This is a genomic window from Rhizobium sp. K102 (assembly GCF_022385315.1).
GTDB classification, from domain to species: Bacteria; Pseudomonadota; Alphaproteobacteria; order Rhizobiales; family Rhizobiaceae; genus Rhizobium; species Rhizobium croatiense.
Map to the genome: position 1 here is coordinate 1,681,477 of NZ_CP092436.1, position 14,799 is coordinate 1,696,275.

General features: G+C 61.3%; 14 protein-coding genes and 1 tRNA gene. 4 read left to right on the forward strand and 11 right to left on the reverse strand.

Features of this window, described 5'->3' with window-relative positions; translation table 11 throughout:
• Positions 1-16 precede the first annotated feature (16 nt).
• The 5 genes from MHI61_RS14215 to MHI61_RS14235 all read right to left on the reverse strand — a co-directional run bounded on the left by MHI61_RS14215 (position 17) and on the right by MHI61_RS14235 (position 4,198).
• Positions 17-439: a nuclear transport factor 2 family protein gene (locus MHI61_RS14215; protein WP_239792468.1), complete on the reverse strand. Its 423-nt coding sequence runs from the start codon at positions 437-439 to the stop codon at positions 17-19.
• 152 nt (positions 440-591) lie between these two features.
• On the reverse strand, positions 592-2,076 hold the full coding sequence (gene tig / locus MHI61_RS14220) for a trigger factor (RefSeq protein ID WP_239792469.1): 1,485 nt from the start codon (positions 2,074-2,076) through the stop codon (positions 592-594).
• Between the two features lie 203 nt (positions 2,077-2,279).
• Positions 2,280-2,363, reverse strand: a tRNA-Leu gene (locus MHI61_RS14225).
• A gap of 153 nt (positions 2,364-2,516) precedes the next feature.
• The gene (locus MHI61_RS14230; protein ID WP_239792470.1) at positions 2,517-3,107 is read right to left on the reverse strand and encodes a GDYXXLXY domain-containing protein; all 591 of its coding nucleotides are present in this window, start codon (positions 3,105-3,107) and stop codon (positions 2,517-2,519) included.
• Positions 3,104-4,198 (reverse strand): DUF2157 domain-containing protein, encoded by a 1,095-nt coding sequence (locus tag MHI61_RS14235; protein ID WP_239792471.1) that lies wholly within the window; start codon positions 4,196-4,198, stop codon positions 3,104-3,106. Before MHI61_RS14235 ends, MHI61_RS14230 begins: the two co-directional genes overlap by 4 nt.
• A gap of 901 nt (positions 4,199-5,099) precedes the next feature.
• Between MHI61_RS14235 and MHI61_RS14240 the strand changes: the two genes are divergently transcribed.
• The 3 genes from MHI61_RS14240 (at position 5,100) to trmFO (ending at position 7,220) form a co-directional block, all read left to right on the forward strand.
• Complete coding sequence (locus MHI61_RS14240) at positions 5,100-5,246, forward strand: DUF1127 domain-containing protein (protein ID WP_004678838.1); 147 nt, start codon at positions 5,100-5,102, stop codon at positions 5,244-5,246.
• 299 nt (positions 5,247-5,545) lie between these two features.
• Positions 5,546-5,689: a DUF1127 domain-containing protein gene (locus tag MHI61_RS14245; RefSeq protein ID WP_010030024.1), complete on the forward strand. Its 144-nt coding sequence runs from the start codon at positions 5,546-5,548 to the stop codon at positions 5,687-5,689.
• A 100-nt stretch (positions 5,690-5,789) separates the two neighbouring features.
• Positions 5,790-7,220 (forward strand): methylenetetrahydrofolate--tRNA-(uracil(54)-C(5))-methyltransferase (FADH(2)-oxidizing) TrmFO, encoded by a 1,431-nt coding sequence (gene trmFO, locus MHI61_RS14250; protein ID WP_239792472.1) that lies wholly within the window; start codon positions 5,790-5,792, stop codon positions 7,218-7,220.
• Positions 7,221-7,229: 9 nt separating this feature from the next.
• Here trmFO and MHI61_RS14255 read toward each other — a convergent pair whose 3' ends face one another.
• The 5 genes from MHI61_RS14255 to yajC form a co-directional block, all read right to left on the reverse strand.
• Complete coding sequence (locus MHI61_RS14255) at positions 7,230-7,697, reverse strand: hypothetical protein (RefSeq protein WP_239792473.1); 468 nt, start codon at positions 7,695-7,697, stop codon at positions 7,230-7,232.
• Positions 7,698-7,768: 71 nt separating this feature from the next.
• Positions 7,769-8,626 (reverse strand): phytoene/squalene synthase family protein, encoded by an 858-nt coding sequence (locus tag MHI61_RS14260; protein ID WP_239792474.1) that lies wholly within the window; start codon positions 8,624-8,626, stop codon positions 7,769-7,771.
• A 2-nt stretch (positions 8,627-8,628) separates the two neighbouring features.
• Complete coding sequence (locus tag MHI61_RS14265; RefSeq protein ID WP_097579095.1) at positions 8,629-9,015, reverse strand: Mth938-like domain-containing protein; 387 nt, start codon at positions 9,013-9,015, stop codon at positions 8,629-8,631.
• Positions 9,016-9,019: 4 nt separating this feature from the next.
• A complete protein-coding gene (gene secDF / locus MHI61_RS14270; protein ID WP_239792475.1) occupies positions 9,020-11,560 on the reverse strand; it encodes a protein translocase subunit SecDF in 2,541 nt (846 codons plus the stop codon).
• A 44-nt stretch (positions 11,561-11,604) separates the two neighbouring features.
• The gene (gene yajC / locus MHI61_RS14275; protein ID WP_004678848.1) at positions 11,605-11,952 is read right to left on the reverse strand and encodes a preprotein translocase subunit YajC; all 348 of its coding nucleotides are present in this window, start codon (positions 11,950-11,952) and stop codon (positions 11,605-11,607) included.
• 202 nt (positions 11,953-12,154) lie between these two features.
• On the opposite strand from yajC, the gene MHI61_RS14280 reads away from it, so the two are divergent.
• A complete protein-coding gene (locus MHI61_RS14280; RefSeq protein WP_239792476.1) occupies positions 12,155-13,033 on the forward strand; it encodes an ATP-binding protein in 879 nt (292 codons plus the stop codon).
• Between the two features lie 53 nt (positions 13,034-13,086).
• Here the strand turns inward: MHI61_RS14280 and MHI61_RS14285 are convergent, their stop codons facing one another.
• Positions 13,087-14,676 carry a peptidoglycan DD-metalloendopeptidase family protein gene (locus MHI61_RS14285; RefSeq protein ID WP_239792477.1) on the reverse strand — a complete coding sequence of 530 codons (1,590 nt, stop codon included), beginning with the start codon at positions 14,674-14,676 and terminating at the stop codon, positions 13,087-13,089.
• Between the last annotated feature and the right edge of the window lie 123 nt (positions 14,677-14,799).

Consider the following 14,799-nt stretch of genomic DNA (forward strand, 5'->3'; position numbering starts at 1 on the left):
GGGCTCTGGCGGCAGCTTAAGCGACCTGGATCAGCCGGGTTGTCTCGGCCACCTGTAGCGTGTCGACAAATTCGACGATCTTGAACGGTTTCCCGTCCCTGAAATGAATCTTGTCGACGAATTCCGTATGGAAGCTCACGCCGGACGGGATATGTGTGACCTCCCCTTCGCGGTGAGCGAAGACGATCTGCTCATCCTCGTCCACATGGATGCCGGTCGTACTGATCTTGGATAGATCCCACACCGTGATGAGCTGCGCTATCACCTGGCGAAAGGCATGGCCGCCCAATTCAGTCGAAAAAGGCGCCAGCCGTGTATTGCCAGCCATCCGGAAAGTGCAATCCTCTCCGATCAGCGCCAGCGTGCCCTCGATATCGCCGCGGTCGCGCACAGCATAGATTTCCTCCACCAATTTCTTCATGTCGTGTTTTGCAGTCATTTTCAGGTCCCTCCCCATCAACAAATCTGCATCGAATTATACTTCATTTCAACTATTTGTTGCTACGGATAAACCATGAAAGGCCGGATAGCTGAAAAAGAAAAGGCCCCGCACGATGGCAGGGCCTTCCAAATTTCAGAACCGGGAAGCGATTATTCGGCGCTGTCCTCGGAAGCCTTCTTCTTCGGAGCAGCCTTCTTTTTCGGAGCGGCTTCCTCGCCTTCGCCAGCCTCGGCGGCTTCGGTCTTGGCGGCAGCCTTCTTCTTCGGCGCGGCCTTCTTGGTCTCGGCCTTGGCTTCGCCTTCTTCCTCGGCGAGCAGCTCTTCCTTCGTTACCTTCTTGTCGGTGACGTCGATTTCGGTCAGCAGGTGATCGATGACCTTCTCTTCGAAGATCGGCGCGCGGATCGAAGCGGCCGCACCTGGCTGGCTGCGGAAGAATTCGAGGATCTGCTTCTCCTGGCCGGGATACTGGCGCAGCTGATCGTAGATGGCGCGCTGCATTTCGTCTTCGGTGACTTCGACGCCGGCCTTTTCGCCGATTTCGGAGAGAACGAGGCCGAGGCGGACGCGACGCTCTGCAAGCGTCTTGTATTCCTCACGCGCCTTCTCTTCGGTCGTGTCTTCGTCCTCGAAGGTCTTGCCGGACTGAGCGAGGTCGTTGTTCACCTGGCTCCAGATGCCGTTGTATTCGGCGTCGACCAGCGAAGACGGAGTGTCGAACTTGTACATTTCGTCGAGCTGGTCGAGGATCTGACGCTTCAGCTTCTGACGGGTCAGCGAACCGTACTGCGATTCGATCTGACCGCGGACGATCTCCTTCAGGCGATCGGCGGATTCGATGCCGAGCTTGGAGGCCAGTTCGTCGTTGATCTCGACCTTGCCAGGCGCTGCAACCTCCTTGACTGTGACGTCGAAGGTCGCTTCCTTGCCAGCGAGGTTCTTGGCCGGATAGTCGGCCGGGAAAGTCACGGTGATGGTCTTCTCTTCGCCGGCCTTGACGCCAACGAGCTGGTCTTCGAAGCCCGGGATGAAGCGGCCGGAACCGATTACCAGTTCGGCGCCCTGGTCGGTACCGCCTTCGAAGGCTTCGCCGTCGACCTTGCCGATGTAATCCATGGTGATGCGGTCGCCGCTGGCGGCCTTGCCGGTCTTGCTCTCGTAGGAACGGGCGCTTTCGGCAACCTTCAGGACCTGCTCGTTGACTTCGTCATCCGAGATGTCGATCACTTCGCGCGTGACCTTGATGCCCTTGACCGACTTCAGCTCGATCGGCGGCAGCACTTCGTAGGAAAGCGTGAATTCGAAATCCTGCTGCGCGGAGAGGATCTTGTCGGCTTCGTCCTTGTCCTCCGTCATGGCGATTTCCGGCTGCGTGGCCGACTTTTCGCCGCGGCTGGACAGGATGGCGGTCGGCTGTTCGCGGACGATCTCGTTGACGAGCTCGGCCATGATCGACTTGCCATAGACCTTCTTCAGGTGAGCTGCGGGAACCTTGCCCGGACGGAAGCCGTTGATGCGGATCTTGTCCTTCACATCGGCAAGACGCTCATTCATCTTGTCTTCCATGTCCTTGGCCGGGATAACGACCTTGATTTCGCGCTTCAGCCCTTCAGCGAGCGTTTCGATAACCTGCATGTCTTCCTACCTTCATGTCGTGGCGGCCGTGCCCAGACGCCGTTCGTTTCGATGAGCACGACGCCGGCTGCGTGCCGCGCGTGGCTTTTCCCAATTCCTGTATCATTCCGCCAAAAGGGGAACGGCACTCACTTCCGAGTATTCGGAACAACCTTCGGTCATTCGGGGACAACCAAGTTCTCGGCCTCCCCCTGCAAACAGCCTGGTGCGGGTAGAGAACTTGAACTCCCACGCCTTGCGGCACCAGAACCTAAATCTGGCGTGTCTACCAATTTCACCATACCCGCGTCCACAGAACCGCATGCCTATGCCTGCGCATGAGGCCTTCCGGAGCGCGGCGTCTCTATATCACCCGATTTGGTCGAGGCAAAGGAAAAATGAACGGCAAATGACAGGCGATTTGCGCCTTAAAAGCGCCCCAGCCCGGAAGGCTTGCGGGATCAGTAAAGCGGTTCGTCGTAAACCGGCTTGCCATCGACGAGCAGGCTGCGGATCTGCCCGCTTCCGTCTGCTGAAACGCGCACCGCTATGGCGACGTTGCCATCATTGCGCGCCTCCTCCAGTGGCTTACCCTGACCTTCGGGGACGTAATAGCGCTCGATGCCGTATTCGACGCGGACGCTGTCGCCTGCAGCCAATCCGCCACTGTAGAATGGCTGGCTACGCAGGATCACCGTCTCCGGCTGCGGCGGCAGCGTCTGGAAGGACGATTCGGTCACCGCCCAGAAACCGTCCGCCTGCTTCTTCAACCGGACCCATAGCGTGCGTTCGCCCGGCTCGGCCGGAACGCCGCCTGAAACCGTCTGCACCGGCACGGTTGAAATATCATAGTTCAGGACGACATAATCGCCGCGCAGGAAATCGCGCGGATCGACCGGGGCCGTCTTCAGCAGCACTTCGGCGCCATTGCTGAGAATCGACGCCCGGCTCTGGATGATCGTGCCGAGGATTATGGTCTGCAGGCCGGCGACGATGACCGCCGAAAGCAGGTAGCCCTTGCCGGACTGCAGCCTTGCCATCCACGAGCTCATGGGCGCGCCTCCCGTGAAAAGCGCCGCTCGAGCCGAATGACGATCCAGGCGACAAATGCGACCACAATACCGGAAAACAGGAAAAGGCTCGACGTGCCGAGGATCGAACCGACGGTAACGGAAGCGAGATAGAGCATCTCTGCGGCAAAAGTAGTATAGGCGAGATAACGCACGGCGCCATTGTTCCTGCCATGCAGCGCAACCGCCAGCACGGCGGCGGCAAGTGTCGCCAGACCGAGCACCACCAGCCGCCATCCCTGCTCAATCTCGATATGCAGGAGCAGGAAGCCGATTGCGGCGACGAGGAAGCTGTAGAAAGCCGGGGCCGCGCCGGCACTCCTGACCAGGGGCGCGATACGGGGATGCGGCACCGCTGTCAGCACGAAGGCCGCCATGCCGCCGACGGCGAAGGCGAGCGCCACCGCCATCTGCTCATAGAGCGTGTAGAGCCATGCAAGCCAGCCGATCAGCAGCAAATAGGCAATATGGCGCGCTCGCGCAGCGCCGGTATAACGCACCAACGCAATGACGATCACCGCCATGACCGGCGCCATCCAGGGATCAAGCCCGATCCAATGCGTGTCATGGTTCTCGAGATAAACGGCGAAGGACGCCCAAGAGAGAAAGCCCGCAACGACCACCACCGCGCCCGAACGGAACAGGATCGCCGAGATCGTCGCGATGGCGAACCAGAGATACATCACCGTCTGCTGGTCGCCGGAGAGATGATACATCTGCCCGACCAGCGAAATGGCACCCCCGAAGCTCATCGCGCCGATGATCAGCAGGCCGCTTGCGGCGGCTGTGGCACCGCGGGCGAGCATCAGGGCGGCGGCAATGTGCACGGCCCAGATCAGGGCGAGGATGGCGCCGACGCGGATCAGGCGCGGAATGGCTTCCCAATTGGAAGAGACGACCAGCAGGACGGCAGCGCCAAGCAGCACCGCCGCCAGCGCCATCAGCACCCGGCCGAGGCTGAAGCTGGCCGGACGGCCGTCATATTCGGCGAGAAGCGCGCCGGCCGTTTCCTTTGCCAGCAGACCCTTGCCCACCCAGAGCGAGAGATCCCGCTCCAATCTGCCGCGATACATGCTTCTACCCCTCAGTTCCGCGACGCTCGCTCCGGCGCTGCGGCTTCCGTCATTTATAGACGCAGCAGGCTGCTTCGCAAACGCCTCAGCGCCAAATATGCAAATTCCTCATTGGTCTAATTTGGGTCAGATGTTAACCGGGCGCTAACGTCGGAACTGCTAATATCAGCATATGAAGGAAGAGGTATGCACACCTTGCATGTCTCTCATGTAATTATTGCACTGCAAAATATCAATTAGTCATACTATTTACCGAGATATCGAAGCACGGGGATGGCGCCCCGGCCCGGCACTGCCGGATGCCCGCGGATTGCTTTGTCCGTGACGCGATTCGCAGCCGCGCACTCCTCCTCCCAAGCGCGCTGCGATAGACTGGCGACACTCCTCCTCCCAGTTGTCAGTCACTATAATGCGCCCGCCGGATCCTCCCCCGGCGGGCGTTTTATTTGATGACAGCATAATGCGTAAGTTCAACGCGTTAGCACATCCGATACTGGCTACGCTGTGCCACCGGGAAAGCAAGGTCCACCGGATTTTTCTTCGTATCAAGCCGTGGCGCCGCATTCGTGATCGCGCCACTTTGCGTGGGGCCATCGCAACGGCTGACTGCTTTGTCGAACCGGCACCGGACCGCCTGCCGAGCGCACAACTCGCCAGAGGCGGGTTTTCCTCATCGCAGCCCCCTCGCCACTTCAAGGCTCTGGTATTCGCTCAAGTGACTTTGCCTATTCGTTGACCAGACTGCGGTAAGAATGTGTAAAGCATTGCATATCTCGCATAGGTGACCTGAAAACTTGGCTGTTTTCGTCCTTCGCGCCGCAACATATATTCCAGTCATCAAATAGAGGTCAGCGCCGATGGGTGGCTGCTGGCAGATCAAACCCTCGGAAAGGGGCTTAACATGAACATCACCCGCTCTTTCAACAATTGGCGCAAGTATCGTCAGACGGTCACCGAACTCGGCCGCATGACCAACCGCGAATTGCATGACCTCGGCATCGACCGTTCGGACATCCATCGCGTCGCCCGCGAAGCTTCTTCGCGTTAATTCAAAGGTTTCTGCTTCCTCCCAAGCAGATCCGCCCAAGATTAAAACGCCCGCTGCACCGCAGCGGGCGTTTTCGTTTGCGGCGATCGACGGTCGCCGCGGTTGCAGGATCTTCCCGGTTCCTTAGCCCGCTCAAAAAATGTTCACCGCTTAATTCTCAAGCATCATATTGCACATTTGCATGGCAGACGCCTTTTATTTGCACTGCACAATGAGAGGGTTTTCGCCTATATAAACATCAACCGCAGAGAGACAGGCGATCCCGCCGTCCAGCGGACATTTGTTCGAGGAAGATGACAATGAACCCGATCCGCATTGCAAAAAGCTGGCTCAGCTACCGCCGTACACTCAACGAACTCGGCAACCTGTCGAACCAGACCCTGTCCGACATCGGCGTCAGCCGCTACGACATCCGTAACATCGCATCCCGCTCGTTCCGCTAATCGCGGGAAAACCGGCGCGATGCTTCAAGACGGCGCCATCAGGGCGCCGTTTTTGATTCCGGGTGTTGGATCGCATCTGCCGACATGATATCAGCCCGGAATGAACACGATCTCCTATCCTCCTATTCACGTCGTCGGCGGCGGGCTTGCCGGTTCGGAAGCCGCCTGGCAGATCGCCAGTTCCGGCGTTCCCGTCATTTTGCATGAAATGCGCGGCGTGCGCGGCACGGATGCGCATAAGACCGACGGTCTTGCCGAACTCGTCTGCTCCAATTCCTTCCGGTCCGACGATGCGACCAGCAATGCCGTCGGTGTCATCCATGCCGAGATGCGCATGGCGGGCTCGCTGATCATGGCCGCCGCCGACCGCCACCAGGTGCCGGCCGGCGGCGCGCTGGCCGTCGATCGCGACGGCTTTTCCGAAGCCGTGACCAAGGCGATCCACGACCACCCGCTGATCACCGTCGTGCGCGAGGAAATCACCGGCCTGCCACCGCGCGACTGGGATCTTGCCATCGTCGCCACCGGGCCGCTGACAGCACCGTCGCTCGCCAGCGCCATCCAGGCGCAAACGGGCGAAGATTCGCTCGCCTTCTTCGACGCCATCGCGCCGATCGTCTACCGCGACAGCATCGACATGGATATCTGCTGGTACCAGTCGCGCTACGACAAGGTCGGCCCCGGCGGCACGGGCAAGGATTACATCAACTGCCCGATGGACGAGGCGCAGTACAGTGCCTTCGTCGACGCTTTGATCGCTGGCGACACTGTCGGCTTCAAAGAGTGGGAGGGCACCCCTTATTTCGACGGCTGCCTGCCGATCGAGGTGATGGCCGAGCGCGGCCGTGAGACGCTGCGCCACGGGCCGATGAAGCCGATGGGGCTGACGAACGCGCATAATCCGACAGTCAAGGCCTATGCCGTCGTGCAACTGCGCCAGGACAATGCGCTCGGCACGCTCTACAACATGGTCGGTTTCCAGACGAAGCTGAAATACGGCGCGCAGGCGGAAATCTTCCGGATGATCCCAGGCCTGGAAAATGCCGAATTTGCCCGTCTCGGCGGCCTGCATCGCAACACCTACATCAACTCCCCGACCCTGCTCGATCCGTCGCTGACGCTGAAGTCGCGGCCCGGCCTGCGCTTTGCCGGCCAGATCACCGGCTGCGAGGGTTATGTGGAAAGCGCCAGCGTTGGGCTGATGGCCGGCCGTTTTGCCGCCGCCGAACGCAAGGGCGAAGCGATCTTGCTGCCGCCGGCAACAACGGCGCTCGGCTCGCTGCTCGGTCATATCACCGGCGGCCACATCGTCACCGACGAAGAGCCCGGCAAACGCTCGTTCCAGCCGATGAACATTAATTTCGGGCTGTTTCCGGAGCTTGAGCCCGGCTCGATCGTCAAGCCCGAAGGCGTCAAGCGCTTCCGCGGCAAGGACAAGACGATCATGAAACGGCAGTTGATCGCGCGTCGCGCGCTTGCGGACTGCGCCGCCTGGCTCGGCCAGACACCGAGCTTTGCCGAAAGCGCCTGAGCAGCTGCCCTACTGCTTGTTGGCCGCGGATATATGGCCGGCTGGCAGGTCCTTGTCCGGCTCAGCGATGTAGTTGCCGAGCAGCCACAACGCAACTTCGGAAGCCTCCTTCGGTGACGCGAACTCGAATTTTCCGTTGTGCCTGGGCGCATCGAGAAATTCGATCGCCAGCCCTCTGCCCGTCTCCGAGCTTACCACGCGCACACGGCCGGGCTCGATCAGATGGCAGGAGAAATGGCGCGCCATGTTGCGCATCAGCCCGGCCTTGTTGTCGTGGAGGCGCACGAAGATCGCCTGACCGTTTTCAGTCGCCTGCAGCTGGCGGATCGCCTCGTTGGGAAAGGCGCGGCCGAACTCGATGATGGCGAGACCGGTGTCGTGCAGGCCGTCTTCCTTGTTTTGCGCAGCCATGCGTGTTGCCACGAAGGCAAAGAAAATGACGATGGCGAAAAGGACGCACCAGACGATAATGCCCACGCCGAGTCTCCGTTCAAAGGGTAGCGGTCAGGACCTTGTAGCGCGCGAGACTTGCGCGAATTTGACCGATATCAGATTTTCCTGCGCGATGCAGCCAGCGCCATTGCGAGCTGGCGGCGCCATTGCGGCGGCTGTAGCGGCCGGTCGAACAGCAGGGCGCCCCGCCTCTGCGCCTTGCGGAGCACCGGCTCGGCCAGCGTGACCGGCAGGAAGGCCGGAAAGACGGCGGGCGCAATCGGCCCTGCCCCCCTCGCCTTTGCCAGATGCTCGCGGCCAAGGCCGGCGAAGGCCTCGATGGCGGCGGAGATGCGCGGTCGGTCTTCCCCGGCAAGGAAGGCATCGCGGTCGAGGCCGGTGGCCGAAAGGATCTGCAGCGGAATATAGAGCTGGCCGCGGCGGCGATGCAGCGGCATCAAAAGCAGCAGGCCGGCAATCGCCTGGGCGACGCCGGCATGGCCGGCGGCATCGGCCGATCGTGGGGCTTCCTCCGGCGAAAGCACAAGGCTTGCAAGCTGGATCAGTGCGGAGGCGGTTTCGCCGGCATAACCTTCGAGCGTCAGACGCGTTTCCATCGGGTCGTCATAGAGGTCGAAGGTGCGGGCCTCGATCATGTCGACCAGCGTCTTACGCGGCAGGCGATAAGTTTCGATTGCCGCCAGAAGCGCGGCGGCGACGGGATTGGCCGCCGGCGAACCATGCGCACTGCCCTCCAGCAGATCGTGCCAATATTGCATGCGCACCTCGCCGGGCAGCGGCTCGTGCACCAGGTCGCGAATGCGGGCAAGCTCGGCATTGAATGCGTAAAGCGCCGCAAGCGCGCCGCGCTTGTCCTGCGGCGTTAGAAGGCAGGCAAGATAGCGGTCGCGATCATTGTCGCGCAGCATCACCAGGCAGATATCCTGGTTCGTCGCAATATTCGCGTCAGCCATCGTCAGACCGCAATCAAGGCCGCCGCGACGGCGCGCTGCTCAGACAGCATGATATTGAAGGTGCGCACTGCGGCACCCGTGCTCATCGGATCGGAGGAGATGCCGCGCGCCTTTAGCGCCTGCTTCAAATCGTCGGGCAGGCGGCGAAGCTCGGTTCCCGTGCCGACGAGCAGAACCTCTATGTCGGCGGCCTCCTCCAGCACACGGCGAAAATTTTCAGGCGACAGCGGCTTCGACATGTCCATGTCCCAGCCATGAATGCCGGAGGGCAGGCAAAGGATCGAGCCGCGATGCGACATGTCGGCAAAACGGAAGCCGCCGTTGCCGTAAGTGTCAATCGGAGCGCGCCCGGGAAAATGCGCGGCGCGGATTTCTATGCCTTTTGCCATGTTTTCAAACCACCGTGCCGGAGTTTACACCGGCATCCGTCTTGTTGCTCTCTTCCCTGTTGGGGCTCTCCGGCCGCAGCCGGAAGACGATCAGCACGGGAGCGGCGATATAGATCGAAGAGAAAGTGCCGAGAGCGACGCCGAAGAGCATCGCAAAGGCGAATGAGCGCATGACGTCGCCGCCGAACAGGTAGAGCGCCAGCAAGGCCAGCAGCGTCGTCGCCGCCGTCAGGACAGTGCGCGACAATGTCTGATTGATCGAGGCATCGATCAGGATCGGCAGCGGCATCCTCGTGTATCGCTTCAGGTTCTCGCGCATCCGGTCATAGACGACGACGGTGTCGTTCAGGGAATAGCCGACAATGGTCAGCACGGCGGCGATACTCGTCAGATTGAATTCGATGCCGGTCAGCACGAAAAGCCCCAGCATGATGATGACGTCGTGCAGCGTTGCGACGATGGCGCCGACGGCGAACTGCCACTCGAAGCGGATCCAGATGTAGAGCAGGATTGCCACGAGCGCGGCAGCGACACCGAGCGTCGCCATCATCGTCAATTCGCCGGAGATGGCGGGGCCGACGACTTCGACGCGGCGGAAATCATAATCCGCCTCGAGCTCGCCGCGCACCAGCGTCGCTGCCGATTGCTCGGCATTCTCTCCGCCGCCCTGGGACGCGATGCGGATCCGCGCGTTCGCCGGGCCGCCGGTGCGTTCGACCCCGACCTCGCCGAGATTGAGATCGTTGAGACGCGATCGGAGATCGGTGATGTCGGCATTGCCCTGTTTCGCCGTCACCTCGATGAGCGAGCCGCCGGTGAAGTCGATGCCGAGCTGCAGGCCGACGGTGGCAAAGGCCGCCATGGCGATCAGCGAGATCGCAGCCGACGCCGTGAAAACGTAGCGGCGGATGCCCATGAAACGGATATTGGCGTGCTCGAAGAGATGGGTCAGGACGCTTTTCGGCAAGTGCCGGGGATGACGTCGCGCCAGCCAGGCGGCGACGATCGAGCGGGTCAGCGTGAATGCCGTGAAGACGGTCGTCAGAATGCCGACCGCCAGCGTCACGGCGAAACCACGAATGGATTCGCTGCCGAGGAAAAAGAGAATGACGGCGGCGATGAAGATCGTGACATTCGCATCGACGATCGTTGCAAAGGCGCGCGAGAAGCCGCGGCCGACTGCCTGCGCAAAGGAGGGGCTTGTTTTCTCCTCCTCGCGGATGCGCTCGTAGATCAGCACGTTGGAATCGACCGCCATCCCGACGATGAGCACGATGCCGGCAATACCGGGCAAGGTCAGCGTCGCGCCGGCAAGGCTCAGCACGGCAATGATCAGGATCAGATTGAAGAAGAGCGAGACGACGGCGACAAGGCCGAGAATCCGATAAAGCGCGATCATCAATGCTGCGACCAGCAGGACGGCGACGAGGCCGGCAATGAGGCCGGAGAAGATGGAGTTAGCGCCGAAGCTCGGGCTGACGCTGCGTTCCTCGACGCTCGTCAGCGTTGCCGGCAAGGCCCCTGCCCGGAGCATTACTGCAAGGTCGCGGACGCCATCCTCGGAGAAGTTCGCCGATATCCGGCCCTCACCGCCGGTGATCACCGCATCGATGACCGGCGCCGACATGACCTGGTCGTCGAAGACGATGGCAAGATGCTTGCCGATATTCTGCCCCGTCGCCTCGGACAGCCGCCGCGTGCCTTCCGCATCCAGGCGATAGGCGATCGAGACATCCTCGGTCTGCGGATCGACGTCAGGCTGGATGTCGACCATGTTGCTGCCAGTGACGAATGCCGTACGGTCGACGAGATAGGGAACCGGCGGGTCGTCCAGCGAATAGAGCACCTGCGAGGTCGCCGGCCAGCGACCGTTCAGCGCCTCCTGCCCCGACATGCTTTCATCGATCAGATGAAAGGAAAGCTTGGCCGGCTGGTTAAGGAGGTTCTTCAGCCGCTCGGCATCGACCGACCCCAGCACCTGCACGGTGATCCGGTCGGTGCCATCGGGACGAACGAGGAAATTTTCGTAGCCGAATCCGGCGATGCGGCGGCCGACGATATCAAGCGACCGGGTCCGGGCGGAGGCGACGTCAGCGGTAATGCCGGCGTCGGAAATCTGCAGTGAAAGCTGCCCTTCGCCGCCCTGCTGCAGCGCGAGCCCAGGGGCGGAATCTCCGCCGGTCGTCGTCAGGGATTTCAGACGATCGACCGCTTTCTGCGTCTCGGCGGGATCGGTGATCCGGACAGTGACTGTCTGGTCGTTGCCGGTCAGCCCGGTATAGCGGATGCCGGCGCCGCGCAGCGCTGTGCGTACATTCGCGACTGCCTCTTCCAGGCGGCCCTTGACGATATCGGAACGCTCGACCTTCAGAACGATATGGGAACCGCCCTGCAGATCGAGGCCGAGCATCAGGCGATCGTTTCGCAGCCAATCCGGCAGAGAGGCACGCTGTGCCTCGCTCACTAGATTGGGCGCAGCGATGACGACGGCCGCAAACGCAACCAGCCAAATCAGAAGTGTTTTCCAGCGGGAAAAATGCAACATTCTCTCGTCGATCTTCCGATCCGGCGGTTTGCCGTTATCGCCTGTTACGCCGCGTCGGCCTTGACAGGTTCACCCTTGACGCGAACTTCCGAAATGCCGCTGCGGACGATGCGGACGCGAACACCTTCGGCAATCTCGACTTCGACTTCCTTGTCGTCGACGACCTTCGTCACCTTGCCAACGAGACCGCCGCCGGTCACGACCTGGTCGCCGCGACGGATCGCCTTCAGGGTTTCCTCACGCTTCTTGGCCTGGGCGCGCTGCGGACGGATCAGCAGGAAGTACCAAACGACCATCAGCGGCACGAACAGAATGATCATTTCGAAACCGGAGCCGCCGAAACCGGTTGCGGTGTCGGTCGCACTCTGGGCGAATGCCGGGGTGATGAACATGCTAAACTCCTCAGGCTTGGCGGCGGAACTCCGCCTCATTTTTCAGGTTGCCGGACTATAGTTGCCGCTTCGATGAATGCAACAGAAACAGCCGGAAACAGTACCGATTCCGCTGCCTCATAACCTTTCCGGCGGCAAAACGCCATGCTACCCGCATCGAAAGATAAAGCGGATTGCCGCAGCAAGAAATCAGGAGCTTGCGATGACCGAGGAAATCAACACCGCCTTGCTTGCCGAGCTGAAGCGGCTCGCTGATGCCGTCCAGCGTCTTGCTGGACCGGCACCCGCGGTCAACGACTGGAACGCGGCAGACTGTTTCGTCTGGGCGCCGTTGCGCCAGCATCTGCAGCCCGTTAAGAAACCCAATCGGGTGGCGCTGAAGCTAATCCGCGGCGTCGACCACGTGCGCGACATCCTGCACGAAAATACGGTGCGTTTCGCCGCAGGTTATGCGGCCAACAATGTGCTGCTCTGGGGTGCGCGCGGCATGGGCAAATCGTCGCTGGTCAAAGCCGTGCACGAGGATGTCAGGCGCGAAAGCGGCGTCGCGCTGAAGCTGGTCGAAGTTCACCGCGAAGATATTGCCAGCCTGCCCAACCTGCTCGACCTCCTGAAGGATACGCCGTACCGCGTGATCGTCTTTTGCGACGACCTCTCCTTTGATCGCGACGACACCGCCTACAAGTCGCTGAAGGCGGCACTTGACGGCGGCGTCGAAGGACGGCCGGACAACGTGCTCTTCTATGCCACGTCGAATCGGCGCCATCTTTTGCCGCGTCACATGATGGAAAACGAACAGTCGACAGCCATCAATCCGTCCGAAGCCGTCGAGGAGAAGGTTTCGCTGTCCGATCGTTTCGGCCTCTGGCTCGGATTTCATAAATGCAGCCAGGAAGACTATCTCGGCATGATCGACGGCTATGCCGATCACTTCCAGCTCGGGCTCGAACGCGAAAAGATGCATGCCGAGGCGCTGGAATGGGCAACGACGCGCGGCGCGCGATCCGGCCGCGTCGCCTGGCAGTATATCCAGGATCTGGCGGGACGCATGCGCGTCCACATCGATAGAGTTCTAGTTTAAATAACAAAAGCCCAGCGGTTGGCCGGGCTTTTGCGCTTCCTGGTACGCTCTACCTATTCCAGGAAAGTCATCGGGTTGACCGGGGACGCGTCCTTGCGCACCTCGAAATGGACCTGCGGCTGCTTGACGTCGCCGCTCATGCCGGAGACGGCGACGGTCTGACCGCGCTGAATCTTCTGGCCGCGGGCAACGCTCAGCGTGTCGGCATTGCCATAGACAGTGACGGTGCCGTCGTCGTGACGGACGAGAACGGTGTTGCCGAGTTCCTTCAGGCCGTTGCCGGCATAGATGACGACGCCGTTTTCGGCGGCCTTGATCGGCGTGCCCTGCGGGACCGAGATATCGATGCCGTCGTTGCGGTTGCCGTTGACGTTGGCGCCATAGGCAGCAATGACCTGGCCGCGCACCGGCCAGCGGTATTTGCCGATGCCGGTCGATTCCGGCGCGTCGGAGCTGACGTCGGCCTTCTTCTCGACCTCGTCGACGGTCTGCGTGGCGACCGGCGCCTTATAGGGCGCGGGCTGGACGGAAGCCGTCTGCTGGGCAGGCGCCGGATCAGCCGGCTTCGACTCGACCTTTTCAGCCGGGATCAAGGCGGTCTTGATCGTGTCGGCTCTGCCGTTCGGGACCTTCAGGGCCTGTCCCACACGCAGCGAGCTCGCCGAAAGATTGTTGGCCGCCTTGAGATCGTCGATATTGGCGCCGGTTGCCTTGGCGATCTTTGCCAGCGAATCGCCCTGCTTGACGACATAGGTGCCGGCAGGCGCCTTCGGGTCCTTGCCGGCGCCGGCCGGAAGCTTGCCGGCCGGATCGGCGCTCGCCATCGTCTTGTCGCGGGCGGAATTGGCGCCCGGGACGACGGCGACCTTCTGTTCCGGCGCCTTGGCCGGCCCCGGCATATTGCCGGGCTTGGAAAGGTCGGCTGCCTGCGAAGCTGCCTTGGCGGCATTGCCGCCATTGAAAGTCGGGATCAGGATTGCCTGACCAGGTTGGGCGCCAGAGGCCGTTTTCAGATTATTGACGCGCAGGATTTCCTTTTCCGGAACACCGAAACGTCTGGACAGCGTAGCGATGTTTTCGCCCGGACGCAGCGTCACGGAAGGCGCATTGGTCGCCGACCAGCCGGAAATCTTCGGCGTCGTGCCGGTCGTCAGCGAATTGGGCGTCGATTTGGGTGCTGCCGGCGCCACGAGCCGCGGCTTTTCAGCCTGCGACGAAGCTGGGAACGGCTGGGCGAGCGCGACTTCCTTTTCTCGCTGCCGGGACGGTGCGGCAGCCGTCGGCGCCGCAAGTTCGGAACGCTGTATTGCGACAGGCGAGGAAGCCAGGCGTGCGCTCGAAGGGCGGACCGGCTCGTAGCCCGGGCTCGCCGGATAGGGCTGGTTCAGCGCATTGCTGCCGCCGTAACCGGACTGGCTGGCGACGGCCGTACCGCCGAGATCGGCGCGCGGCACCGGATCGCCCTGAGCACCGCCCCTGCGCGGAATGGAACTTGTGGTGATCTGATCCTGCCCGGAGGAGGAAAACAAACCGCCAAACCGTGTCACATCGGAACTGCAGCCCGTTGCGGCACTCGCCAGCAGGCCCACAACCAGAAGATTACCGGCCGACTTACCGAACTTCGGCGAAAGACTGAAACGCATTGACTCGACCCACTGAGAACGCAACCATTTGTGAGTCTATTAAAGCGCGTTAGTATTACCACGCGGTTAAGATGCTGGAATCAGTGCGATATTTTTGAGAAGTTGATAACCATAGCTTACGGG

Coding starts and splice junctions, on each gene's coding strand:
- tig (WP_239792469.1), bottom strand. CDS start 2,076: ATGCAGGTTATCGAAACGCTCGCTGAAGGGCTGAAGCGCGAAATCAAG.
- trmFO (WP_239792472.1), top strand. CDS start 5,790: ATGAACACGATCTCCTATCCTCCTATTCACGTCGTCGGCGGCGGGCTT.
- MHI61_RS14235 (WP_239792471.1), bottom strand. CDS start 4,198: ATGTATCGCGGCAGATTGGAGCGGGATCTCTCGCTCTGGGTGGGCAAG.
- MHI61_RS14240 (WP_004678838.1), top strand. CDS start 5,100: ATGAACATCACCCGCTCTTTCAACAATTGGCGCAAGTATCGTCAGACG.
- MHI61_RS14265 (WP_097579095.1), bottom strand. CDS start 9,015: ATGGCAAAAGGCATAGAAATCCGCGCCGCGCATTTTCCCGGGCGCGCT.
- MHI61_RS14230 (WP_239792470.1), bottom strand. CDS start 3,107: ATGAGCTCGTGGATGGCAAGGCTGCAGTCCGGCAAGGGCTACCTGCTT.
- MHI61_RS14280 (WP_239792476.1), top strand. CDS start 12,155: ATGACCGAGGAAATCAACACCGCCTTGCTTGCCGAGCTGAAGCGGCTC.
- MHI61_RS14245 (WP_010030024.1), top strand. CDS start 5,546: ATGAACCCGATCCGCATTGCAAAAAGCTGGCTCAGCTACCGCCGTACA.
- MHI61_RS14260 (WP_239792474.1), bottom strand. CDS start 8,626: ATGGCTGACGCGAATATTGCGACGAACCAGGATATCTGCCTGGTGATG.
- MHI61_RS14215 (WP_239792468.1), bottom strand. CDS start 439: ATGACTGCAAAACACGACATGAAGAAATTGGTGGAGGAAATCTATGCT.
- MHI61_RS14285 (WP_239792477.1), bottom strand. CDS start 14,676: ATGCGTTTCAGTCTTTCGCCGAAGTTCGGTAAGTCGGCCGGTAATCTT.
- secDF (WP_239792475.1), bottom strand. CDS start 11,560: ATGTTGCATTTTTCCCGCTGGAAAACACTTCTGATTTGGCTGGTTGCG.
- yajC (WP_004678848.1), bottom strand. CDS start 11,952: ATGTTCATCACCCCGGCATTCGCCCAGAGTGCGACCGACACCGCAACC.